At 55.6% G+C, this 22,727-nt stretch carries 23 protein-coding genes; 17 read left to right on the forward strand and 6 right to left on the reverse strand.

Annotation, left to right across the window (positions count from 1 at the left end):
- The first annotated feature begins 37 nt into the window (after positions 1–37).
- A complete protein-coding gene (locus tag ACR0EK_RS02500) occupies positions 38–1,135 on the forward strand; it encodes a PQQ-dependent sugar dehydrogenase (RefSeq protein ID WP_480564756.1) in 1,098 nt (365 codons plus the stop codon).
- A 2-nt stretch (positions 1,136–1,137) separates the two neighbouring features.
- On the opposite strand, the gene ACR0EK_RS02505 is transcribed toward ACR0EK_RS02500, so the two are convergent.
- Positions 1,138–2,142 (reverse strand): GlxA family transcriptional regulator, encoded by a 1,005-nt coding sequence (locus tag ACR0EK_RS02505; RefSeq protein WP_209503918.1) that lies wholly within the window; start codon positions 2,140–2,142, stop codon positions 1,138–1,140.
- A 169-nt stretch (positions 2,143–2,311) separates the two neighbouring features.
- Between ACR0EK_RS02505 and ACR0EK_RS02510 the strand changes: the two genes are divergently transcribed.
- On the forward strand, positions 2,312–3,682 hold the full coding sequence (locus tag ACR0EK_RS02510; RefSeq protein WP_480480917.1) for a class II 3-deoxy-7-phosphoheptulonate synthase: 1,371 nt from the start codon (positions 2,312–2,314) through the stop codon (positions 3,680–3,682).
- A 70-nt stretch (positions 3,683–3,752) separates the two neighbouring features.
- Here the strand turns inward: ACR0EK_RS02510 and ACR0EK_RS02515 are convergent, their stop codons facing one another.
- Complete coding sequence (locus ACR0EK_RS02515; RefSeq protein ID WP_480564759.1) at positions 3,753–4,427, reverse strand: PAS domain-containing protein; 675 nt, start codon at positions 4,425–4,427, stop codon at positions 3,753–3,755.
- A 245-nt stretch (positions 4,428–4,672) separates the two neighbouring features.
- Here ACR0EK_RS02515 and ACR0EK_RS02520 point away from each other — a divergent pair, with 245 nt between their 5' ends.
- The 11 genes from ACR0EK_RS02520 to ACR0EK_RS02570 all read left to right on the forward strand — a co-directional run bounded on the left by ACR0EK_RS02520 (position 4,673) and on the right by ACR0EK_RS02570 (position 15,108).
- A complete protein-coding gene (locus ACR0EK_RS02520) occupies positions 4,673–5,563 on the forward strand; it encodes a YicC/YloC family endoribonuclease (protein WP_480564762.1) in 891 nt (296 codons plus the stop codon).
- 17 nt (positions 5,564–5,580) lie between these two features.
- Positions 5,581–6,222 carry a guanylate kinase gene (gmk, locus tag ACR0EK_RS02525; protein ID WP_480485630.1) on the forward strand — a complete coding sequence of 214 codons (642 nt, stop codon included), beginning with the start codon at positions 5,581–5,583 and terminating at the stop codon, positions 6,220–6,222.
- Entirely contained in the window at positions 6,219–6,743 is a 525-nt protein-coding gene (locus ACR0EK_RS02530; RefSeq protein WP_480564765.1) for a gamma carbonic anhydrase family protein, read from the forward strand. The genes gmk and ACR0EK_RS02530 overlap by 4 nt, the downstream gene beginning before the upstream one ends.
- Before the next feature lie 28 nt (positions 6,744–6,771).
- Positions 6,772–7,818, forward strand: a complete 1,047-nt coding sequence (locus ACR0EK_RS02535) for an ATP-binding protein (protein ID WP_480537869.1) — start codon at positions 6,772–6,774, stop codon at positions 7,816–7,818.
- Between the two features lie 184 nt (positions 7,819–8,002).
- Positions 8,003–9,043 (forward strand): substrate-binding domain-containing protein, encoded by a 1,041-nt coding sequence (locus tag ACR0EK_RS02540; RefSeq protein ID WP_267365708.1) that lies wholly within the window; start codon positions 8,003–8,005, stop codon positions 9,041–9,043.
- 88 nt (positions 9,044–9,131) lie between these two features.
- The gene (pstC, locus tag ACR0EK_RS02545) at positions 9,132–10,604 is read left to right on the forward strand and encodes a phosphate ABC transporter permease subunit PstC (RefSeq protein WP_480564768.1); all 1,473 of its coding nucleotides are present in this window, start codon (positions 9,132–9,134) and stop codon (positions 10,602–10,604) included.
- A complete protein-coding gene (pstA, locus tag ACR0EK_RS02550) occupies positions 10,601–11,932 on the forward strand; it encodes a phosphate ABC transporter permease PstA (protein WP_267366511.1) in 1,332 nt (443 codons plus the stop codon). Before pstC ends, pstA begins: the two co-directional genes overlap by 4 nt.
- 12 nt (positions 11,933–11,944) lie before the next feature.
- Complete coding sequence (gene pstB, locus ACR0EK_RS02555; protein WP_267366513.1) at positions 11,945–12,742, forward strand: phosphate ABC transporter ATP-binding protein PstB; 798 nt, start codon at positions 11,945–11,947, stop codon at positions 12,740–12,742.
- Between the two features lie 16 nt (positions 12,743–12,758).
- A complete protein-coding gene (gene phoU, locus ACR0EK_RS02560; protein WP_267366515.1) occupies positions 12,759–13,460 on the forward strand; it encodes a phosphate signaling complex protein PhoU in 702 nt (233 codons plus the stop codon).
- A gap of 12 nt (positions 13,461–13,472) precedes the next feature.
- The gene (phoB, locus tag ACR0EK_RS02565; protein ID WP_480480935.1) at positions 13,473–14,162 is read left to right on the forward strand and encodes a phosphate regulon transcriptional regulator PhoB; all 690 of its coding nucleotides are present in this window, start codon (positions 13,473–13,475) and stop codon (positions 14,160–14,162) included.
- A gap of 178 nt (positions 14,163–14,340) precedes the next feature.
- Positions 14,341–15,108: an SDR family oxidoreductase gene (locus ACR0EK_RS02570; protein ID WP_480564771.1), complete on the forward strand. Its 768-nt coding sequence runs from the start codon at positions 14,341–14,343 to the stop codon at positions 15,106–15,108.
- On the opposite strand, the gene ACR0EK_RS02575 is transcribed toward ACR0EK_RS02570, so the two are convergent.
- Positions 15,105–15,974, reverse strand: coding sequence for an acyl-CoA thioesterase (locus ACR0EK_RS02575; RefSeq protein ID WP_480564774.1), 870 nt, complete (start codon positions 15,972–15,974; stop codon positions 15,105–15,107). The genes ACR0EK_RS02570 and ACR0EK_RS02575 overlap by 4 nt on opposite strands.
- Before the next feature lie 51 nt (positions 15,975–16,025).
- On the reverse strand, positions 16,026–17,240 hold the full coding sequence (locus tag ACR0EK_RS02580; RefSeq protein WP_480564777.1) for a serine hydrolase domain-containing protein: 1,215 nt from the start codon (positions 17,238–17,240) through the stop codon (positions 16,026–16,028).
- Positions 17,241–17,346: 106 nt separating this feature from the next.
- Here ACR0EK_RS02580 and ACR0EK_RS02585 point away from each other — a divergent pair, with 106 nt between their 5' ends.
- A complete protein-coding gene (locus ACR0EK_RS02585) occupies positions 17,347–18,081 on the forward strand; it encodes a DsbA family protein (protein WP_480564780.1) in 735 nt (244 codons plus the stop codon).
- Between the two features lie 7 nt (positions 18,082–18,088).
- Here the strand turns inward: ACR0EK_RS02585 and ACR0EK_RS02590 are convergent, their stop codons facing one another.
- Entirely contained in the window at positions 18,089–19,123 is a 1,035-nt protein-coding gene (locus ACR0EK_RS02590; RefSeq protein ID WP_480564783.1) for a phosphotransferase family protein, read from the reverse strand.
- A gap of 14 nt (positions 19,124–19,137) precedes the next feature.
- Positions 19,138–19,956, reverse strand: coding sequence for an SDR family NAD(P)-dependent oxidoreductase (locus ACR0EK_RS02595; protein WP_480564786.1), 819 nt, complete (start codon positions 19,954–19,956; stop codon positions 19,138–19,140).
- A 151-nt stretch (positions 19,957–20,107) separates the two neighbouring features.
- On the opposite strand from ACR0EK_RS02595, the gene ACR0EK_RS02600 reads away from it, so the two are divergent.
- From ACR0EK_RS02600 to ACR0EK_RS02610, 3 genes are all read left to right on the forward strand, one after another.
- Complete coding sequence (locus tag ACR0EK_RS02600; RefSeq protein ID WP_480564789.1) at positions 20,108–21,109, forward strand: NADPH:quinone oxidoreductase family protein; 1,002 nt, start codon at positions 20,108–20,110, stop codon at positions 21,107–21,109.
- Between the two features lie 123 nt (positions 21,110–21,232).
- Entirely contained in the window at positions 21,233–21,682 is a 450-nt protein-coding gene (gene aroQ, locus ACR0EK_RS02605; protein ID WP_480480949.1) for a type II 3-dehydroquinate dehydratase, read from the forward strand.
- The gene (locus ACR0EK_RS02610; RefSeq protein ID WP_480564792.1) at positions 21,679–22,434 is read left to right on the forward strand and encodes an autoinducer binding domain-containing protein; all 756 of its coding nucleotides are present in this window, start codon (positions 21,679–21,681) and stop codon (positions 22,432–22,434) included. Before aroQ ends, ACR0EK_RS02610 begins: the two co-directional genes overlap by 4 nt.
- The last annotated feature ends 293 nt before the right edge of the window (positions 22,435–22,727 follow it).

Here is a 22,727-nt window from a genome sequence, read left to right on the forward strand (position 1 = left end):
TGGGACTCACTCCTGATTGTTATCGAAAGGGATCAGAATGTTCAGGACGGCGATGATTCTGTCTTTCTCACTCTGCGCCTTGAATGCCGCAGCCCAGACGTTGTCGGTTTCCACCGGAATGATCGAACTGGAAGAAATGATCGGCGGGCTAGAGACCCCATGGGCGGTTGGCATTTTGCCCGATGAAAGCTTCCTCGTCACGGAACGGGATGGAAGGTTGCTGTATGTGCGAAATGGACAAGTTGGGGATGTTTCAGGCGTTCCAAAGGTTGCGGCTCTGGGGCAGGGCGGATTGCTGGACGTCACGATTTCGCGCAATTTCAATCAAAGCCGAGAGGTCTTTCTGACCTTCGCAAAACCTCAGGGCGACGGTGCAGGGACTGCGGTTGCGGTTGCGCACCTGCCCGAGACTGGCAAAAACCTTCAGAACATCCGAGTAATTTTCGAGGCATCGCCCGGTGGTACGGGCGGGCGGCATTTTGGCAGTCGTGTGGTCGAAGCGCTGGACGGGACATTGTTCGTGACCCTCGGTGACCGGGGGCAGGCGGAGAATGCACAGGATCGGTCCAATCCCATGGGCTCGGTCATCCGTATCAACCGCGATGGGACAGTTCCGGCGGATAACCCCTTTGTCGGGCAATTGAATATCGAACCCGAGATATGGTCATACGGTCATCGAAATCCGCAGGGCGCGGATTTGGACGCGCTTGGCCGACTTTGGATCTCGGAACACGGGGCGCGGGGTGGAGATGAAATCAACCAACCCCGCGCAGGCCGGAATTATGGTTGGCCTCTCATCTCCTATGGTACGCATTATTCGGGTGAAAAAATCGGAGAAGGTACAGCCAAAGAGGGGCTGGAACAGCCAGCTCACTACTGGGATCCTTCCATCGCGCCGTCTGGCCTGCTGGTTTATTCCGGCAAGCTCTGGCCGCAATGGGCAGGTGATGTTTTCGTAGGATCTTTGAAATTTGACTATATCGCCCGACTTCAGGGCGATCCATTGCATGAAGCCGAACAGATCAGAAGCCCTGAAACCGAGCGCGTCCGCGATATCGTCGAAGCGCCAGACGGGTCGATCTGGTTTATTTCGGTTGGAAAGGGGGCAGTTTACAGAATATCTCCGGCGGAGTGACCTTACACCGATAGCCGCCCGCTTTGCGCTCCGCGTTCGCGATAGGGTGTGGTGTTGTAATGCGCGCGGTAGCATTTTGAGAAATGGCTGGGCGAAGCGAACCCACAGGCCAGCGCTACGTTGATGACGCTCATATCCGTTTGCATCAGCAGGTTCCGCGCCTTGTGCAAGCGAAGTTCCATATAGTACCGCTTGGGCGAGCGGCTGAGATAACGCCGGAACAGGCGCTCAAGCTGGCGGGTCGACATGCCGACTTCTTTGGCCAGAATCGAAGGTGAGATCGGCTCTTCTATGTTCTTTTCCATCATCAGGATGACCTGACTCAACTTGGGGTGACGTACGCCAATACGTGTCGGTGTAGACAGGCGCTGCGTGTCCTGATCTGTCCGGATAGACGAATAGATCATCTGATCCGCCACCGCATTTGCCAGGTCTTCGCCGAAATCGTCTGCAATCAACTTGAGCATCAGATCAATGGATGAAGTCCCGCCAGCCGTCGTCATACGACTGCCGTCAATCTGAAAGACTGCTTTCGTCAACTCGACCTCATCGAATTCTTCGATGAAACTGTCGGAGTTTTCCCAATGTATGGTCGCCCGCTTGTTGTCCAGCAGACCGGCCTTGGCCAAGGTATAAGCAGCCGTGCACAGACCGCCGATCCGCAGTCCGCGCCGTGCCTCGCGCCGCAACCAGTTCAGAATGCGTTTAGTTGTGGCAGCCTGCACGTCAACGCCCCCACAAATCAGAACGACATCGTCGCGTTGCAGTTCGTCCAGGTCACGATCGAGCTTGAATTCGGTTCCGGCCGAACATGAAATCGAATCTCCGCCTTCACCTGAAAGAGTCCATGTATAAAGCTGTTTGTCCGCCATGCGGTTTGCGATGCGCAGGCTGTCGAGTGCCGATGCAAAAGACAGCAGCGAAAACTTGTCCAAAAGGACAAAAACGAAATGACGGGGCATGGCCCCAGCATTTTCGACCGTGACTGCTTGGCGTTGCACTTGCATGACAAAATGTCCTTAATTCTGCGCGGGAAAACCAGGTATCCTGCGGCGTATTTGGCAGTCACCATGATCAAAGCTTGTTTGCGGCGTCAAGAGGCGCAAATGGGATATGGTCACTCTTCATTGCTTTTTGTATAGAGGCGACCTGAACACTTCAGCGGAGATCAAAGCTATGACCGAATGGCAAAAGTCGAACTGGCGCAACAAGCCCCGGGTTCAGATGCCAGACTATACCGACGCGGCCGCATTGGCCAAGGTCGAGGCCCAGCTTTCGCAGTATCCCCCGCTGGTCTTTGCGGGTGAAGCGCGGCGCCTCAAGCAACATCTTGGTGCCGCCGGTCGCGGCGAGGCCTTCCTGCTTCAGGGCGGGGATTGTGCTGAAAGCTTTGAACAATTCAGCGCCGATGCGATCCGTGACACCTTCAAGGTGATGCTGCAAATGGCGATGGTTCTGACCTACGGTGCCAAGGTGCCGGTGGTAAAGGTCGGTCGCATGGCCGGTCAATTTGCAAAGCCGCGCAGCGCCCCGACAGAGGTTGTGAATGGTGTAGAACTGCCCAGCTACCGGGGTGACATCATAAACGAACTGGCGTTCACGCCCGAAGCGCGGATTCCGAATCCCGGAAAGATGTTGCAGGCCTACACGCAGGCGGCGGCCACGTTGAACCTGCTGCGTGCCTTCTCAACCGGTGGCTTCGCCGACATGAGCCGTGTTCATTCGTGGACGCTGGGCTTTACCGACGAACAGGACGTTCAGAAGTATTCCGAAGTTGCGGACCGCATTCAGGACACCATCGACTTCATGGAAGCGGCTGGTATCACGGCAGACACGACGCACGAATTCTCGACCGTTGAATTCTACACCAGTCACGAAGGTCTGTTACTGGAATATGAAGAGGCGCTGACCCGTCTGGATTCGACCTCGGGCAACTGGCTGGCCGGGTCTGGCCACATGATCTGGATCGGCGACCGTACACGCCAACCTGACGGCGCACATGTCGAGTTCTGTCGTGGCGTTCTGAACCCGATCGGATTGAAATGTGGTCCGACGACGACGGCAGAAGATCTCAAGGTTCTCATGTCGAAGCTGAACCCTGAAAATGAAGAGGGCCGTCTGACCCTGATCGCGCGCTTTGGTGCAGGCAAGGCGGGTGAACACCTTCCGCGTCTGGTCAAGGCCGTGAAGGAAGAAGGCGCCAAGGTTACTTGGGTGTGCGACCCGATGCACGGCAATACGATCAAATCGGCCACGGGCTACAAAACCCGCCCGTTCGATTCTGTCCTGCGTGAGGTGCGCGATTTCTTTGGTGTGCATCAATCCGAGGGCACGATCCCTGGCGGTGTCCATTTCGAGATGACCGGTCTCGACGTTACCGAATGCACCGGTGGTGTGCGGGCCGTGACCGAAGAGGATCTGTCGGATCGTTACCACACCGCCTGCGACCCACGCCTGAACGCGTCTCAGTCACTGGAACTGGCGTTCCTTGTGGCGGAAGAATTGACCAACCTGCGCCGTAATGGATCGAAACGCGCCGCAAGTTAAGCGTTAGAAAAGAAAGAAAAACAGCGGGCCAACGGTCCGCTGTTTTTTTGTTCCGGGTGTTCAATCTGGTTCAGTCATCGCGCGACACGACCAGACGAAGGTGTTTGGCCGCGCGTTTGAAATCCGTTTGGTCTTCGGCAAAACCGTCAACGGTATGAGGCACAGCAGGAACTGGTGCCTGAACTTCCGAAAACGATTTGATCCGCGTATCCGTAATCGAAAATCTGCGTGGGGTTTTACCAATCGCACCATCCGCAACCATGACGCCCAGAACCCGGCTGACGTCGCCCAGATCGCTTTTGAGCGGCAAAAGGATCATGCAGGCCTGCATCCGGGTACGTCCCAGTATCCCGCTCGAATCCAGCCCCAGTTCGGCAACGGCGGGTGCTGCGAATACCTGCTCCAGAACGTCCTTAAGACTGGCGCGGTCATCAGGTTGGAAAAAGGCCGTCACAGGCATGCCGCGAACCTCCATACCCGCAAGCGCGTTCAAGTGGCTTCCGGCAAGACGAAACCGGGCCAGTCCGGGCGCGATCCGTTCAAGAATGAAAGTATATTCAAGTATGTTTTCCAGTCCACGCGGGTCGACCTGAGACCGCATCGGAACACCGTCACCGCTCAGCAATGCAGTCCAATACGCCTCGGCCTGGCGGATCGGCGTAAGGCTGCGCCCACTGTCAAAGCGATCCATTGCGACGATCTTTCCAAATTCTGACCCGGAACCAGTCCCGAAAAAGGTTTTCATTTTCTTCACCCTTACGTCAATTGGCCGCCATTTTCATTAAATGCAACACAACCGGAGCATTTGTGGCCTGCAAGCCATTACCAGGGGTAGTTTGACTCGGGTTTATTCAATTTTGGAGCAATTCTTTAACGAATGGTTAACTTACGCCAAACAAATGCGGCCTCAGCAAACTCTTGCTCTGCACCGGCCAATCGCATTAGGTGCGGCACACATCCAAATGGGTGAGGTCACAGGAAAGGACAGGCATGATCAGATCCATGACCGGGTTTGCCTCGGGGAAGGGGGAATACGGACCGCACAGCTGGACGTGGGAGTTGCGCAGTGTTAACGGCAAAGGCCTTGATATGCGCCTGCGCGTCCCTGATTGGCTGACCGGGCTTGAGGTGGCCCTTCGGGCCGCGCTGTCAAAATCCCTGAGCCGAGGGAATGTGACCCTTTCAATGCGTCTGACCCGCGAGGACTCTGCCTCGGAACTGGCATTGAACGAGGTCGCTATGGCCGCGGCCCTGAGCGCTTTGGAACAAACACACAAGATGGCAGCTGCGCGCGGTATTGCTCTGGAGCCGGCGCGCGCCTCGGACCTATTGGCACTGAAAGGCATGTTGGATGCAACCGCAGATGCGGATGATCCCGCTCCGCTGGTTGCGCGCCTGACCGAAGATTTCAACGACCTGTTGGCCGCTTTTGTCGATATGCGCCGGGCCGAGGGCGAGGCGTTGGCTACTGTGCTGAACACACAGCTGGACCAAGTTGCGGCGCTGACAGCTCGGGCAGCTGATCTGGCCGTGCATCGTAAGGACAAGATGGCCGCGACATTGCGGGACAATCTGGCGCACGTACTGGACAACGCGCAGGGCGCGGACCCGGATCGCGTCGCGCAGGAACTGGCATTGATCGCGGTTAAAGCCGACATTACCGAAGAGATTGACCGCCTGTCTGCACATGTCGTCGCAGCAAGAGAGCTGCTTGGGCAGGAAGGGGCTGTCGGACGCAAACTTGATTTCCTGATGCAGGAATTCAACCGCGAAACCAACACGCTGTGTTCCAAGGCTCAGAGTACGGAACTGACGGCTGTCGGGCTGGAACTGAAGGCGGTGATCGATCAGATGCGCGAACAAGTGCAAAACGTAGAATAATGATGGGAACGACTGATATGGCGGATCGCCGAGGCCTTTTAATCATCCTGTCTTCCCCGTCCGGGGCAGGCAAATCCACCCTGGCAAAGCGGCTGATGGACTGGGACAAGGACCTTGAGTTTTCGGTCTCGGCCACAACCCGCGCCCCGCGTCCGGGAGAAGAACATGGGCGGGATTACTATTTTCTTTCAGAGGACGAGTTCAAGCAGAAGGTCTCCAATGGCCAGATGCTGGAACATGCGCATGTTTTCGGCAATTTCTACGGCTCACCCGCTGATCCGGTGCGTAGCTCGATTCACGCGGGCAAGGACGTTCTGTTCGACGTGGACTGGCAAGGTGAGGTTCAGATCCGCAATTCGGACTTGGGTAAACACGCGCTGTCGATCTTCATCCTGCCGCCGTCGATCCCTGAACTGCGCCGCCGTCTGGAATCGCGTGGACAGGATAGCGATGAAGTTATCGCAAGGCGGATGCTCAAAAGCTGGGACGAGATCAGCCACTGGGGCTATTACGATTATGTCCTGATCAATGACGATCTTGAGGCGACCGAAAAGAAGCTGAAGACCATCGTCAGCGCCGAACGGATGCGCCGTATTCAACAGCCAAATCTGCAACAGCACGTGCGCAAACTTCAAAACGAATTCGAGGGGCTGTCATGACGATCTACGCTTTAGGTGAGCACATGCCGGATTTTCACGAGGACACGTGGGTTGCGCCCGATGCCAACCTAATCGGCAAGGTCGTGCTGGAACAGGGCGCCTCGGTTTGGTTCGGCTGCACGATACGCGCAGATCACGAGGAAATCCGCGTTGGTGCAGGTAGCAACGTTCAGGAAAACTGCGTCATGCATATCGATGCCGGGTATCCTTTGTCGATTGGTCCGAATTGCACCATCGGACACAAAGTGATGCTGCACGGGTGTACGATCGGAGAAAATACTCTGATCGGAATGGGCGCGATTGTTCTGAATGGTGCCCGGATCGGCCGGAATTGCCTGATCGGGGCAGGGGCCCTGATCACGGAAGGCAAGGAGATTCCGGATAATTCCCTTGTGATGGGGGCTCCGGGCAAAGTGGTGCGCCAGCTGGACGAGGTCGCAGCAAAACGGATTACCCTAAGCGCGCTGCACTATCAGGAAAACATGCGCAGGTTTCGTGACACCCTGAGAGCTGCTCAATAAGGCGCGTGGATTGATCGGGGTTTGAAGCATGTCAGATGACCTTCTTGATGGATTTGTCCAGGCCATCCCTATGCCCGCGCTGATGGTGGATCAGACCGAACGGATCGTTGCCGCCAATACGGATGCGAAAACCCTTTTGGGGCAGAATATCGTGGGGCGGCATTTTGCGACCATCCTGCGGCAGCCACAGGTTCTTGAAGCAATTGAACAAAGCCTTCAATCGAAGGGAACCAAGACGGCACGTCATCTTTCCAATGATGGTGCACAGGACACGACATTTGATGTGCAATGCCGGTATATGAACGGGGTCGGAGCCGTGTCGGGCGGGGCCGTTCTGGCCACTTTTCAAGATGTCACGCATCTGGAACAGGCAAGTCAGATGCGCCGCGACTTTGTTGCCAATGTCAGTCACGAATTGCGGACGCCTTTGACGGCACTGATGGGCTTCATTGAAACCTTGCGTGGCCCTGCGCGCAACGATCCGGCTGCACGTGACCGGTTCTTGCAAATCATGGCCGATGAAGCCAACAGGATGAACCGGCTGGTTGGCGATCTTTTGTCCCTGAACCGCGTGGAAAGCGAAGAAAGAGTTCGACCAAATCAACAGCTGGAGCTGACAGGGCTGCTGCAATCCACCCTGAACTCGTTGCGCCCCCTGGCGGAAGAGGCGGGCGTGACGCTGACGCTTGACGCACAGGACGGCCCGCTTTCCGTGACCGGAGACAGCGATCAGTTACGGCAGGTATTCACCAACCTGATCGAAAACGGAATAAAATACGGTGCCAGCGGTGGTAGCGTCACAGTCAGCGTTCTGTCATCAGAGCGTGACTCGGCCATGCGTGGGCCTGGGGTGCGGGTGAAGGTCATCGACAAGGGGCCAGGAATTGATTCCGTGCATCTGCCACGTCTGACCGAGCGATTCTATCGCGCCGACAATCACAGATCCCGGCAGTTGGGTGGAACGGGGCTGGGGCTGGCTATCGTCAAGCACATCGTCAATCGCCACCGTGGACGGTTGCGCGTGGAAAGTGAGTTGGGAAAAGGGTCCGTCTTTACGGTCATCTTACCACGGTAGCCCTTCCCGCATTGCCGCCCTTCAAAATCTGCCTCGTTACAATTTTTGACCCGAAATCTCCGGATAATCGAAGGTTGTCATAAAAGCGTTACACACTTGTCACAAAAGGCTTACGCACGGCCCCTAGGGGTGCACGCAGGATCATCATGGGGGTGATCAATCATACCTTTTCAAGGAGACTGAAATGTCCTTTGTAAAACTGTCGGCTTCTGCGCTGGCAATCGCCACCGTCTCGGCAACCACCGCTGCTGCCCGTGACAACGTTCAGGTTGCCGGTTCGTCGACCGTTCTTCCATATGCCTCGATCGTTGCGGAACTGTTTGGTGAGAACACCGACTTCCCGACCCCGGTTGTTGAATCGGGCGGTTCGTCAGCCGGTTTAAAGCGTTTCTGTGAGGGTGTTGGTGAAAACACCATCGACATTGCAAACGCATCACGCGCGATCCGTGAAAAAGAAATCAAAGCCTGCGCCGAAAACGGTGTGACTGACATCATGGAAGTCCGCATCGGTTATGATGGCATCGTTTTTGCAAGCCAGCAGACCGGTCCTGCCTTCACCGCTTTTGAACCTGCTGACATCTTTAACGCTTTGGGCGCAAAAGTTTTGAAAGACGGCGAAGTGGTTGATAACCCTTACACCACCTGGGCTGAATTCAACCCCGAACTGCCTGATGTAGAAATCGCGGGCTTTATTCCGGGTACAAAGCACGGCACCCGTGAAGTGTTCGAAGAAAAAGTTCTGCTGATCGGGTGTGAAGCAACCGGCGCGATGGAAGCCATGATTGCTGGCGGTATGAGCGAAGACGACGCAGAAGATGCATGTCTGGCTGTACGTACCGACGGCAAGGCGGTCGACATCGATGGTGACTACACCGAAACGCTGGCGCGTATCGACACCAACCCCAATGGCATCGGCATCTTCGGCCTGGCGTTCTACGAGAACAACACCGACAAGCTGAAAGTGGCCACCATGTCGGGTATCGCTCCTTCGACCGAAACCATCTCGACCGGTGAATATCCGGTTTCGCGCCCGCTGTTCTTCTACGTGAAGAAAGCCCATATCGGCGTGATCCCCGGCCTGAAAGAATATGCCCAGTTCTTTACCCACGACGAAATCGCAGGCGCTTCGGGTCCTCTGGCAAACTATGGTCTGGTTGCGGACCCTGAGCTGGCAAAAACTCAGGATGCAATCGCCAACGAAGTCACCATGGGTTCGGGCAGCTAATCCCGCCTTTGGTTCGAAATACCGGGGGCGGCATTTATGTCGCCCCCACATTTTTCAGCTTTCCCGGCCAAGACCAAATGGGGGTTTCATGCCGATAGTATGGCTCGTTCTGATCGTGCTTGCGATTGCTTCAGTCGGTTACGTGTTGGGGCGCACACGCGCCCTGCAAAGCGCCACAGGAGATACCCGGGCTTTGCACTCGCTGCCGTCGTATTATGGCGCAAATGTCGCTCTCAAGACGATCGTACCCGCATTTGGCCTTATGATCCTCTGGTTGCTGGTACAACCGCTTTACGTGAACTCTCAGGTTTCTGAAACGATCTCGGGTTCCGCCATCCAAGACGGCTCGTCCCTAAATCTGGTCATGGCCGAGGTCCGTCGCACCGCGTACGGTCTGGATAACGCGGTTGCCGCCGGGCAGATACCCGAGGAACTGGCGCGCAACGCGCGCGCGGATGTAATCGACATGACCCAGCGTCTGAAGGATGCCGGGCAGGTGGTGACGTCGGATATCACGCAACCTGTGCTGCGCGCGGCGCAAAGTTATCGGATCATGAATGCGACCGGCTATTCGGTCATGACTGTCGCCGTCATACTGACGGCACTCGCCGGTGCTGCAGCCAGCTGGTTTCAAACTCACGCAGAATACCGCGCGCGTAATGTGGTCGAGCAGGGCGTGCGTTTTCTGTTGCTGGCGGCCGCATCCATCGCAATTCTGACCACTGTCGGGATCGTCCTGTCTCTGGTTTTCAATACTTGGGAATTCTTCAAGCTCTACCCTGCTACCGATTTCTTTTTCGGCACGACATGGGCCCCCAGTTTTTCGGGACGCGGCGGGTCGTCTGAGCTTGGTATTATTCCCTTGTTGTGGGGGACATTCTATATCTCTATCGTTGCGCTGCTGGTGGCCGTCCCGATCGGGTTGTTCGCCGCGATTTACCTCAGCGAATACGCCTCCCCCCGTGTCCGCGCCGTAGCAAAACCGCTGCTCGAGATTCTGGCCGGTATCCCGACCATCGTTTACGGCCTTTTTGCGCTGCTGACCGTTGGTCCGCTTTTGCTTGGCCTGTTCGGGGATGAGGGGCTTGGCTGGATGAAAGCTGGCACGGCAGTCATGACCGCTGGGTTGGTCATGGGCATCATGCTGATCCCGTTTGTGTCCTCTTTGTCCGATGACATCATCAATGCGGTGCCGCAGGCCATGCGTGACGGTTCTTACGGATTGGGCGCAACGCAATCGGAAACCATCCGTCAGGTCGTTCTGCCAGCTGCGCTTCCGGGTATCGTGGGGGCGATCCTGCTGGCCGCATCGCGCGCCATCGGTGAGACTATGATCGTGGTCCTTGGGGCAGGGGCGGCAGCACGGCTGAGCCTGAACCCGTTTGAAGCCATGACGACGGTAACCGCAAAAATCGTGAGCCAGCTAACCGGAGACGCGGATTTCGCATCGCCCGAGGCGCTTGTGGCCTTTGCACTGGGCATGACCCTTTTCACCCTCACGCTTGGGCTGAACATCTTTGCCCTCTACATCGTGCGTAAGTATCGGGAGCAATACGAATGACCGACGCCAGTATGCAAAGTCCTGAAACAGGTCATCGCTCTGTCTCGCTGACTGTAGCGGATGCACATACCAAAAAACGCGCAAATGCAGAGAAACGATTTCGGGCCTACGGGATTGTCGCGATTGCAACGGGCCTGTTCTTCCTGATCGTTCTGTTCGCCTCGATCCTGTCGCAGGGTATTCCGGCCTTTCAGCGCACTGTTGTCAGCGTGGATTTCACCTTGTCCGCTGCGCAGCGAGACGAGGCGGAAAGTACGTTGTTCAAGACTAAGGCCTATTCCAACCTGTTCATCGCTCAGTTGAGCAAGGAACTGGAAGACCAAGGGATCAGCGTTGATTTCGACGAAGCGGCGATCGAACGTCTTCTTGGTAAAATCGGCGGTACAATCCGAACTTACTATGCCGATAACCCCGGCAAGCTGGGTGATCCGGTCAAGTTTGATCTGGCCGCCTCCAGCCGGGTCGACGGGTATTTCAAAGGCCGCGTGTCCCGTGACACCTTGCAGGACAGCCGGTTTCTGCAGCTTAGCGATCTGGATCTGGTTGATGCGCTGGAACAGGCGGGCATCATCAAGCAGGCTTTCAACTGGCCGTTCATCACCGGTGCGGATTCTGGCGTTGACAACCCGGGCGGTGCCGGCATCGGCGCCTCGGTCATTGGGTCGTTTTTCATGATGCTGGTGGTTTTGGGCCTGTCACTGCCTATTGGTGTGGCAGCGTCGATTTATCTTGAAGAGTTCGCTCCACAGAACAGGTTCACCGACCTGATTGAAGTGAACATCTCGAACCTTGCAGCCGTGCCGTCGATTGTGTTCGGTATTCTGGGTCTGGCCGTGTTCATCCAGTTCATGCACCTGCCACAATCGGCGCCGCTGGTTGGTGGTCTGGTTCTGACCCTCATGACATTGCCGACGATCATCATCTCGACCCGCGCCTCGCTGAAAGCGGTTCCGCCGTCGATCCGTGATGCAGCGTTGGGGGTAGGGGCCTCGAAAATGCAGGCTGTGTTCCACCACGTGCTGCCTTTGGCCGCGCCGGGCATTCTGACCGGCACCATCATCGGTCTGGCACAAGCCTTGGGTGAAACCGCGCCGTTGTTGCTGATCGGCATGGTAGGCTTTGTGGCGCGGGGATATCCCGACGGGTTCCTTGCCGGCTTTACCGAGCCGAACTCGGCAATGCCCGCCCAGATTTACACTTGGGCCGCACGCGCTGATGTCGGGTTCTACGAAAAGGCCTGGGGCGGAATCATCATCCTTTTGATGTTCCTGCTGACCATGAATATCATCGCTATCATCCTGCGCCGCCGCTTTGAACGCCGCTGGTAATTGGGGGCAATAATGAACGACATGACACGAGTGGAGAGAACCGTGGACTCCAAAGACATCAAGATCAACGCGAAGAAGGTTCAGGTATACTACGGTGATACCCACGCCATCAAGGACGTGAGTGTTGAGATCGAAGACAAGACCGTCACGGCCTTTATCGGTCCTTCGGGTTGTGGAAAATCGACCTTCCTGCGGTGTCTGAACCGGATGAACGACACCATCGATATCTGCCGTGTCGAAGGTGATATCCTGTTGGACGGCGAAGACATTTATGACAAGCGGGTCGACCCCGTTCAGTTGCGCGCCAAAGTCGGCATGGTGTTCCAAAAACCGAACCCGTTCCCCAAGTCGATCTACGACAACGTGGCCTATGGTCCGCGTATCCACGGCTTGGCCAAGAATAAGGCGGAACTGGATGAGATCGTTGAGAAATCACTGCGTCGAGGCGCAATCTGGGATGAGGTCAAGGACCGTCTGGATTCGCCTGGCACGGGTTTGTCAGGGGGGCAACAGCAACGTTTGTGTATCGCGCGCGCCGTGGCAACTGAACCGGAAGTCCTGTTGATGGACGAGCCGTGCTCGGCGCTGGACCCGATTGCAACCGCACAGGTCGAAGAGTTGATCGACGAATTGCGTTCCCGATATTCGGTTGTGATCGTCACCCACTCGATGCAGCAGGCCGCGCGCGTCAGTCAGAAAACGGCCTTTTTCCACCTGGGTAATCTGGTGGAATTCGGTGAAACCGGTCAGATTTTTACCAATCCGGTCGATCCGCGCACGGAAAGCTACATTACAGGCCGTATCGGCTAAGCACAGGTATCAAACAATGAGCGAACAACATATTGCATCTGCTTTTGACCGCGACCTCGAAACAATCCAGGCGCATATCATGAAGATGGGCGGTCTGGTTGAGGCCGCTATCATGGGCGCGGCGCGCTCGCTTGAAAGCCGTGACGTTGAGCTGGCCCAGGAAGTACGACAAGGTGACAAGGCCATCGACGCGTTGGAAGACCTGATCGACGAGGAAACCGCGCGTCTGATTGCGTTGCGCGCGCCCACGGCCAGTGACCTGCGACTGGTTCTTTCGGTCCTGAAAGTATCCGGCAATCTTGAGCGGATTGGCGATTACGCGAAGAACATCGCCAAGCGTACGACCGTTCTGGCCAATGCGGGCGAGATCAGCGGCAGCGCAGCTGCCTTACGCCGCATGGCGCGCGAAGTTGAACGTATGCTGCGCGACGCGTTGGACGCCTATATTCAGCGCGACGCGGAACTGGCCACCGACGTCATCAACCGCGATGAAGAGGTCGACCAGATGTATAACGGCCTGTTCCGCGAATTCCTGACCTTTATGGCCGAGGATCCGCGCAATATTTCGGCCTGTATGCACCTGCATTTCATCGCCAAGAACATCGAGCGTATGGGCGACCATGTAACCTCGATTGCCGAGCAGGTGGTGTATCTGGTTACAGGCGACCGCCCGACCGAGGCTCGGCCCAAGGCCGATATAACGTCGCAAACAGCGTAGGAGAGGCTTGAGATGTCCGCAGATCAACCGACGGTTCTGGTGGTCGAGGATGAGTTGGCCCAACGCGAGGTGCTGGCCTACAACCTTGAAGCCGAAGGTTTTCGCGTCTCAAAGGCGGCCAACGGTGACGAAGCTATGCTGCTGGTCGACGAAGACTGCCCGGATATCATTGTTCTGGACTGGATGATGCCCAACCTAAGCGGGATTGAGGTTTGCCGCCGGCTCAAAAGCCGTCCGGACACACGTTCGATCCCGATAATAATGCTGTCGGCCAGATCAGAAGAGGTAGACAAGGTTCGCGGGCTGGAAACTGGTGCCGACGATTATGTGGTCAAACCATATTCGATCGTCGAACTGATGGCGCGTGTCCGAACACAACTGCGCCGCGTCCGACCTGCAACTGTTGGCTTGCGACTGGAGTACGATGACATCATTCTGGATTCGGAAACCCACAAGGTCAGCCGTGACAGCAAGCCCTTGAAACTTGGTCCAACCGAATTCCGGCTTCTTAGCACGTTCATGGAAAAGCCGGGCAGGGTCTGGAGCCGTGAACAATTGCTGGATCGGGTCTGGGGACGCGACATCTATGTCGATACGCGTACCGTTGATGTTCACATTGGACGACTGCGCAAAGCCTTAACGCAACACGGCGGGGATGATCCGGTTCGAACAGTCCGCGGTGCAGGTTACGCGTTGGGATAAATCGCATCAGACCTGTGTTGATCGCATTGGTCTGATGACTGATTGCAGTGGAATCTGAGTATATCTCCGCTACTTTCAATTAGCGTGTAATCGGTATTATGGTAAAAACGTAATACTTGTAATACGGAAGGCAAGCCAACACATTGAAAACACTGTAACGAACCTGTCCGGAATACGCATGGAGCTTAAGAACAAAACTGTCGTTGTCACCGGCGCTGCCCAAGGTATTGGTCGTGGTCTTGCAGAACGGTTTTCCCAAGAAGGTGCACGTGTAATCTGCTCGGATGTCGACATCGCTGGCGCAAATTTGGTCGCAGAGCAAATTGGTGGTCAGGCGTATCCCTGCGACGTTTCCAGCGAAGCGCAGATCAAGGCTCTGATTGATTTTGTTGAAGAAACTGTCGGTCCAATTGACCTGTTTTGCGCAAATGCCGGAATTCTGACGCTTGGCGGTCTCGATGTTGCGGACGAAGATTGGGATCGGATCTGGAAGATCAATGTCATGTCCCATGTCTGGACTGCTCGCCATCTGGTTCCACGCATGGTTCGTCGCGGCGGCGGATATATAATGATAACTGCGTCTGCGGCAGGTTTGCTGAACCAACCTGGTGCAGCCCCATATGGGGTCACCAAACACGCGGCTGTAGGATTTGCCGAATGGCTTTCGCTGACATATGGCGCTGAAGGATTGAAAGTCTCGGTCCTGTGTCCGCAGGCGGTACGTTCGAAAATGACCGAAGGCCATGAAATCTCAGTAGCTTCGATTGATGGGATGCTTGAGCCCAGAGATGTGGCTGAATCCTGTGTGCAAGCTATTCGAAATGAACGGTTTTTGATTCTGCCTCATCCACAAGTCGCTGATTATTTGCAATTCAAAGCGGCTGATTACGATCGGTGGCTTAGCGGAATGCAGAAGTTAAATCAAAGGTTTATTGGCAATACTTAAGGTCGTGCGCGAATTCTGCGCATCAATCCTTCCTGTGCGACAGATGCAACAAGGGTACCGTCCTCGGAATAGATCGATCCACGGTTAAAACTGCGTCCCTGCCCCGTCCACGGCGAGTCCATTACGTACAGATGCCAGTTCTGAAAATTTACCGGTGCGTGAAACCATAGCGCGTGGTCCAGACTTGCGCCGTTGAACTCTCCGCTAAACCAGCTCAGACCGTGTGGCCGCAATCCAGAGGACATCAGGTTCATGTCAGACGCATAAGCCAGCAGTAAGTGCTGCGTTCTGGCGTCAACGGAAGCGGCTGCAGGCATACGGAACCAAGTCTGGTTTCGATCGTCAGAGACTTTCGGTGTGAATGGATCCAGGTGATCGACTTCCCGAACCTCTATCGGGCGCTCGCGCAGCAATTCGCCCCTCAACCTTTCGGGAACACGTTCAACGTATGTTTTACGCAATTCAGATCGGGACGGGTACGCTTCCGGTGCGTTCACGACGGGCATCGGATGCTGATGGTCCCAACCTTCGTCCCGGACATGAAAGGATGCCGACATGTTCAGGATTTGCTTTCCATGCTGAATCGCAACCACACGGCGGGTTGTGAACGAACCTCCGTCTCGCGCGCGATCAACTTGATAAATAACGGGTTTCTCTGGATCTCCCGGGCGAATGAAATAGGCGTGTAGCGAATGGCACAACCGTTCTTCAACAGTCCGATACGCCGCAGCGAGCGCTTGCGCGATGACCTGTCCGCCAAAGATGCGTGTGGGGGTTTCACCGCCCGACCCTGTCCCGCGAAACAGATCGATCTCAAGCCGTTCAATATCCAGAAGATCCAGTAAGATACGTTCCGCTTCGGTCATCGTCTGCTCGCAAGTTGTGTCGTCCGGCACCGGGTATCAGTACAGAGGAAATCATTCAATCATGGCCGCATGAACCAGTGCCTTGAGTTCGGCGCGGGATGGGTACGAACTTGAGGGGGACAGTTGGGTAAAGAAAATCGCCGTCAGGTCATTCTGCCAGTCAATCCAGAAATAGGTCGACGCCATTCCACCCCAGCTGAAATCCCCGATAGAGCCGGGAACCCTTACCAGACCGGGATTCAGAACAACCGCACCGGCTAGCCCAAAGCCCATTCCTTCCATCGGTTGCTCTGCGAAACTCTGCGGACCCATTGAAGCAATGTCCCCGGGAAGGTGATTGCGCATCATGAAATCGACGGTTTTCGGGCCAAGTATGCGGTACCCGTTCCCGGCCCCCCGATTTCGAAGCATGTCCGCGAATTTGGCATAATCATCGATTGTCGAAATCAGACCGCCACCGCCGGAAAAGGTCGTCGTGTTTTCGAACGGGGATTCTATGTGGGAATCGAACAGTCTAAGGCTTTCGCTACCGTGATCCGCGGAATTCAGCGCCATCGCGTCGCCAGCCAATGGGGTGTAAAGCGATGCGAAACGATCCCCTGCCCCAGCGGGTACGGAAAAACCTGTTTCGCGCATGTCCAGCGGCTCAAGGATTTCGCTTCGAAAGAACTGCTCCAATGACTGGCCCGAGACCAACTCGATCACACGACCCAGCACGTCAATCCCGACCGAGTATTCCCAGCGAGCACCGGGTTGGAACGCCAGTGGCAGCCCTGCCAGATCGCGCACAAGATGTTCCAGAAGCCCCTGATTGGGTTTGAAAATAAGGTCCTGTTCATCCATCGCTTGGGGCAAAAGCCCGGGGTTGAACGGGTAGCTTAGCCCACTGGTATGCGTCAGTAACTGATGTAGCGTTGGAGGCGGTGCAGCCTCGGTCTGATCCAGTTTCTCCGCCCCCGGGACCAGCGCCTGCATATCTTTGAATTCAGGTAGAAACTCAGACACAGGCGCGTTCAGGTGAACAAGCCCGCGTTCGACCAATGTCATCAACGCGACCGATGTGATCGGTTTGGTCATGGAATAAATGCGCACCAGCGTGTCGCGTTGGAATTGCCGGCCAGTCTCGAGGCTGCTGACACCACAGGCATGAAAAAAGGCCTCACTCCCTTTGTGGCGCAGCAAAAAGGATGATCCGGCATATTTGCGCTGCTCAACATAGTTTTCCATCCAATGGCTAAGCCGATCCAGCCGGGTTTGATCAAACATGGATTGCCTGTGGGACATTTGGGAACTTCCGTGAGGTACTAAACTGCGACTGTTTGAGCTTGTGACCTGAAATAGCAGCAAAAAGTTGCGTGTTGCAGAGAAATTCGTGAACGGGCTTCATCAGCGTGCCTCACAATGGAATGTTAGACTGATTTCGACGCAGATTCGCCTGAAGTTCAATGAACAAGATTTCAAGGAACCGAAAGGGAGGAACCCCATGACGCAGACCATAGACTTCATTTACGATTTTTGCAGCCCGAACGCGTTTCTCGCCCATAAGATGCTCCCCGATCTTGCCGAGCGCTATGACGCAAGCATTACTTATGTTCCTGTCCTGCTGCCTGCGGTGTTCAAGGCGACGCATAACCAAAGCCCATTTCAGGCGTATTCCGAAAACCGCCAAAAGACAGCCTATTTGACGCATGATCTGCACCGGTTTGCCCGCCGTCGTGGGTTGAGCTTTCATATGAGCCCGCATTTTCCGATCAACACAAAACTTGCCATGCGCGGCGCGTGTTTTGCCAATGGAAAACCTTGGGAAGTCAGATATATAAACGCGGTTTTTGATGCGATATGGGTACATGGTCAGAAGGCGGACGAGATCGGTGTCCTAACGGATATCCTGCATGAAAACGACTTGCCCGTTCGCAAAATTCGCGAAGCCATGGCGAGCCCCGACGTTAAACTGAAACTGAAAGAGATGACCAAGTCGTCGGTTCGGCGAGGTGTGTTTGGGGTTCCCAGCATGTTCACCGGGGCTGAGCTGTTTTTTGGAAAGAACAGTCTGCCAAATCTTGAGGTTGAACTTTCAAGGCAAGATAGTGACATAAAAACAGCTTGATAGGTCGTCACTCTAATGTGGACTCAAGTGCTTTCAGGCCGTGCTGGGCGAATATAGGAACATATGCGCCAAAAGCCTTTGCTCGGTCGGGGTCTGACGCATTCCCATCCAGCGCGCGTTTGTAGACACCCTGTAGGATGCCTGCCATGCGAAAGAAATTGAAGCCGAGATAAAAGCCGAAATTGTCTATGCCATCCAGGCCTCGACGTTTGCAGTATTGGGCAATGAATGCCTCATCGCTGGGCAGGCCCAGGCTGTATCGATCCACACCCGCCAGCCCCCGGCCCTGTTTTCCCGGCGGCAACTGCCATTGCATGATTACTGCGGCCAGATCCGCATAAGGGTGACCGATCGTCGACAGTTCCCAATCCAGCACCCCGATACATTCCGCCCGGTTCGGCGCAAACATCAGGTTGTCGATGCGGTAATCCCCATGCACCAGCGTGCGCTGCCCGTCATCGGCCGGTACCGAGGTCTCGAGCGCTGAAGCCAGCGCATCCATATCCGCAATGGCCGAGGTCTCGGACGCGCGGTATTGCTTGGTCCAGCGCGCGATCTGACGCTCGTAATAGTTGCCAATCGGCCCATAGTCAGACAGGCCAACGGCATCGATATCCACCATGTGCAATTGGGCAAGAACCCTGTTCATTTCGTCAATGATGGCGGCGCGGGTTTCGTTGCTTTCTTTGGGCAGCGTTGGGTCCGGAAACACCCTGCCCTGCAAGCGTTCCATCACATAGAAGGCCGAGCCGATGACGTTGTCGTCTTCACACAGCAGATACATCTTGGGCACCGGAACCTCGCTCCCGGCAAGGGCGCTTTGAACCCGAAATTCGCGATCAACGGCATGTGCCGATTTCAGCAATACGCCGGCGGGCTTTCGGCGCAGCACATAGGCTTTCTCTGGTGTGCGTAACTCAAACGTCGGGTTGGATTGCCCGACATCAAATTTCCTCGCATCCAATGGCCCGTTGTAGCCGGAAAGATGCGCGCTCAGATACGCATCTACCGCCGCCAGATCCAGATTGATTTCGGTTTTCATTGGCTGTCTTCCCGTCACAGGGCCTCGGCAAAGATGTTTCCGGCGGTCACCACGTTGATCCCACCCGAAACCGGGATCACTGCGCCTGTCACATAGCTGCCGCCGCGACCGCACAGGAACAACATACAGCCTGCAATATCCTCGTCCCGTCCGACGCGACCCAGAGGTACAGACTTGCCAACCCGTTCTCTGGTATCCTCATCGGCTGTCGCAAAGGCAGTCATGCGCGACACAAACGGCCCCGGAGCGAGTGCGTTAACCGTGATGTGGTGCGGTGAAAGTTCCTTGGCCAAGACCTTGGTCAGGTGCAAAACAGCAGCCTTTGAGGCCGAATAGCTGTAGGCCCCATCGCCCATTGGGACTTCACCCATGACTGACCCCACATTGACAATGCGCGCCGGGTTTTCGGCGGTGCCTGATTTCATTAGCATTGGCAAAAGCCTCTGGGTCAGTTCGAATATCCCTGTCACGTTGACAGACATGACCTTTTCCCATGCATCGTAGGGAAACTGCCCCATGGGAGCACCCCAGGACACCCCCGAGTTGTTCATCAGGATGTCCAGTTTGTCCGTACGCTCCTGAATGTCAGAGACCAGCTTGCCTATACCGGCTGCGCTGCCAATGTCACCGGCAAAGCCTTCGGCGCTGCCCGGCGCGTCCAGCGCGTTCAGTTCTGCAGCGACCGTGGCACAGGCGTCTCCTTTTCTTGAGGCAATGAGCACGCGCGCGCCTGCCTGAACCAGCGCCTCGGCTGCCATGCGGCCAATACCTGTCGCCCCACCTGTTACCAAAGCGGTTTTGCCGTGAAGCGAAAAGAGGGTGTCGGGGGTCATTTTGTGCTCCTCAGTTTCTTTGTCGCCAGTTCATCCTGATACAAATTGCGTTCCTCTTGCCGTCGCGGCAGGCGTTGGACCGTAGCGTTGACAAAAAACCATGCTGCACCAAAACTTCCTCGACACAAAGTACAGGCAGATCAGAGGCGGTATGCAAGCATTACTCAGCGTCGCACCGGGCGGTCCCGAAACCCTGGAGCTTACGACCCTACCAGATCCGCAGCCGGGCAAAGGTCAGCTTTTGATCAGTGTGAAAGCAGCGGGCGTGAATTTTCCGGACACGTTGATTATCCGCGATCTGTACCAGATGAAGCCGCCACGGCCCTTTGCTCCGGGCGGTGAAATTGCGGGTGAAGTTCTGGCTGTGGGCGAAGGCGTCAATGGATTGAAGCCAGGCGACCGTGTTTTGGCCCTTACCGGGCATGGTGGGTTTTCGACCCATGTCACGCTCATGGCGGACACTGCAATCCGAATTCCTGATGCGATGCCCTATGAAGATGCCGCCTGTTTCATTTTCACCTACGGCACGTCCTACCACGCGTTGAAGGATCGGGCGGAGATTCAACCCGGTGAAACCCTGTTGGTACTGGGTGCCGCCGGAGGTGTGGGGTCAGCCGCCATTGAACTGGGCAAAGCCATGGGTGCCAGGGTGATCGCAGCCGTTTCATCACCTGAAAAGGCCGAATTCTGTAGCCAGATTGGTGCCGATGACGTGGTGATTTACCCGCGCGACATGGACAAGGATGCGCAAAAAGCCTTCTCAGCCGAAGTTAAGAAACTTGCCGGTCTTGACGGCGTAGACATCGTCTACGACGCTGTTGGCGGTACGCTGGCCGAACCGTCCCTGCGCAGCATGGCCTGGAAAGGTCGTTACCTTGTCGTCGGTTTTCCAGCGGGCATTCCGCGGATTCCCTTGAATTTGGCCCTTTTGAAAGGATGTCAGATCGTTGGTGTGTTTTGGGGCGCGTCAGTTTTCCGCGACCCAATCGGCCATGCTGACAACGTCAAGAACCTGTTCGATCTTTACACAGCCGGCAAAATCAAACCGCGAATTAGCGCGCGGTTCCCGCTTGCCCGCGCGCACGAGGCGCTTGAACAATTGTCACAACGTTCCGTTCTGGGAAAAATCGTTGTCACCATGGCGGAAAGTTGAAGCCCTGAACAAAATAGCGACCCGCTTCGCACACCGGTTTTTCGACTGTACTCGATCCGGCAAAGGCAGGTAGACAACCCAACCTTTAGGCGTCTATGTACCATTAATGGGGATCGTGAAGACATGCACAACGTTTTGGTATTGAATGGCCCAAACCTCAACCTGCTTGGCACACGGCAGCCCGAGGTTTACGGCAGCACCACTCTGAAGATGATCGAGGAGGAGTGCCAGCGCCATGGCGCGTCCATTGGCCTTGAAGTCTCGCATCTGCAATCCAACCATGAGGGTGTGTTAATTGATGCGATCCACGGCGCACGCGGTGTGCAGGATGGCCTTGTGATCAATGCGGGGGCGTTCACACACACGTCGGTTGCGTTGATGGATGCCATCGCGTCAGTTGAACTGCCGGTTGTCGAAGTTCACCTGTCAAACATCCATGCAAGGGAAGCATTCCGTCACAAGTCCTATATCGCGCCTGTTGCTCTGGGTCAGATCTGTGGCTTTGGTGCCCAAAGCTATGTTCTTGCTCTGGACGCGCTGGCCGCGCATTTGAAAGCAGGTGGCACGGCATGACCCTCAGGGATTATCTGCGGTTTGTCAGCTATGCCAAGACCCTGGAAGACCTGTGGGATGCGCATTGCCGACAGATGGCGGAATTCGGGTTCGATCGCCTTATCTACGGCCACACGCAATACAGGACGGCAACCTCATTGGGTGATCCAGAGGACTTTGTCATTCTGACTAACCATAACCGTGCCTATGTGGATGGCTTCATCAAGGACGGTTTGTATTTTCACGCCCCCATGTTGAAATGGGCGCTGGACAATGAAGGTGCCGCCAGCTGGAAAATGTTGCTGGACATGCATTCTCGCGGGTCGATGACCGATAAAGAGCGTGAGGTTTTCGAGTTCAACAAGTCCATGGGCGTCGTTTCTGGTTACACCATCAGTTTCAACTCGGTCTCTGTGCGCTCGAAAGGGGCGATTTCCCTATCCGCCAAGGAAGGGATGAGCCAGGAAGACATTGACGCGATCTGGCAAGAGCATGGTGAAGACATTCTTTTGATGAACAACGTTGCGCATCTGAAGATCCTGACATTGCCTTTCAACCCACCGAACCGGGCCCTGACAAAGCGTCAGCGCGAGGCGTTGCAATGGGTTGGTGACGGAAAAACCACGCAGGACATAGCCTTGCTGATGGGCCTGACAGCGGCAACTGTCGAAAAGCATCTTCGACTCGCCCGTGAGGCGTTGTCGGTTGAAACGACGGCTCAGGCTGTTTTGAAGGCATCTTTGCATAATCAGATGTTCATTATGGAAGTTTAGGAGTGTTTTTATGACGCCATCCCGCGTCAGTTTACCCTAGGTAAGGAAATCACTACTTTTCAAATCTAACCTAAAAGTTGCAAAGTGAGAGTGTTCCGTGAGTGGTGGCTTTAGCCAGGGAACATTCGGTTGGATCTTTGCGATTTCAAAGCTCTCCAATCACTCTGACAAGGGGGCGCCTATTCGTCCGCGTACCTGTGTCGGAATTTTGGGGGGCCTCGACCATCCCCATCATGCGGGGCCCTCCAATCCTTCACTTCTTTGCCAATTCTCTGATGTGCCACCAACAAAAA

Source organism: Ruegeria sp. AE4, assembly GCF_056542185.1.

Coding starts and splice junctions, on each gene's coding strand:
- ACR0EK_RS02500 (WP_480564756.1), top strand. CDS start 38: ATGTTCAGGACGGCGATGATTCTGTCTTTCTCACTCTGCGCCTTGAAT.
- ACR0EK_RS02505 (WP_209503918.1), bottom strand. CDS start 2,142: ATGCAAGTGCAACGCCAAGCAGTCACGGTCGAAAATGCTGGGGCCATG.
- ACR0EK_RS02510 (WP_480480917.1), top strand. CDS start 2,312: ATGACCGAATGGCAAAAGTCGAACTGGCGCAACAAGCCCCGGGTTCAG.
- ACR0EK_RS02515 (WP_480564759.1), bottom strand. CDS start 4,427: ATGAAAACCTTTTTCGGGACTGGTTCCGGGTCAGAATTTGGAAAGATC.
- ACR0EK_RS02520 (WP_480564762.1), top strand. CDS start 4,673: ATGATCAGATCCATGACCGGGTTTGCCTCGGGGAAGGGGGAATACGGA.
- gmk (WP_480485630.1), top strand. CDS start 5,581: ATGGCGGATCGCCGAGGCCTTTTAATCATCCTGTCTTCCCCGTCCGGG.
- ACR0EK_RS02530 (WP_480564765.1), top strand. CDS start 6,219: ATGACGATCTACGCTTTAGGTGAGCACATGCCGGATTTTCACGAGGAC.
- ACR0EK_RS02535 (WP_480537869.1), top strand. CDS start 6,772: ATGTCAGATGACCTTCTTGATGGATTTGTCCAGGCCATCCCTATGCCC.
- ACR0EK_RS02540 (WP_267365708.1), top strand. CDS start 8,003: ATGTCCTTTGTAAAACTGTCGGCTTCTGCGCTGGCAATCGCCACCGTC.
- pstC (WP_480564768.1), top strand. CDS start 9,132: ATGCCGATAGTATGGCTCGTTCTGATCGTGCTTGCGATTGCTTCAGTC.
- pstA (WP_267366511.1), top strand. CDS start 10,601: ATGACCGACGCCAGTATGCAAAGTCCTGAAACAGGTCATCGCTCTGTC.
- pstB (WP_267366513.1), top strand. CDS start 11,945: ATGAACGACATGACACGAGTGGAGAGAACCGTGGACTCCAAAGACATC.
- phoU (WP_267366515.1), top strand. CDS start 12,759: ATGAGCGAACAACATATTGCATCTGCTTTTGACCGCGACCTCGAAACA.
- phoB (WP_480480935.1), top strand. CDS start 13,473: ATGTCCGCAGATCAACCGACGGTTCTGGTGGTCGAGGATGAGTTGGCC.
- ACR0EK_RS02570 (WP_480564771.1), top strand. CDS start 14,341: ATGGAGCTTAAGAACAAAACTGTCGTTGTCACCGGCGCTGCCCAAGGT.
- ACR0EK_RS02575 (WP_480564774.1), bottom strand. CDS start 15,974: ATGACCGAAGCGGAACGTATCTTACTGGATCTTCTGGATATTGAACGG.
- ACR0EK_RS02580 (WP_480564777.1), bottom strand. CDS start 17,240: ATGTTTGATCAAACCCGGCTGGATCGGCTTAGCCATTGGATGGAAAAC.
- ACR0EK_RS02590 (WP_480564783.1), bottom strand. CDS start 19,123: ATGAAAACCGAAATCAATCTGGATCTGGCGGCGGTAGATGCGTATCTG.
- ACR0EK_RS02595 (WP_480564786.1), bottom strand. CDS start 19,956: ATGACCCCCGACACCCTCTTTTCGCTTCACGGCAAAACCGCTTTGGTA.
- ACR0EK_RS02600 (WP_480564789.1), top strand. CDS start 20,108: ATGCAAGCATTACTCAGCGTCGCACCGGGCGGTCCCGAAACCCTGGAG.
- aroQ (WP_480480949.1), top strand. CDS start 21,233: ATGCACAACGTTTTGGTATTGAATGGCCCAAACCTCAACCTGCTTGGC.
- ACR0EK_RS02610 (WP_480564792.1), top strand. CDS start 21,679: ATGACCCTCAGGGATTATCTGCGGTTTGTCAGCTATGCCAAGACCCTG.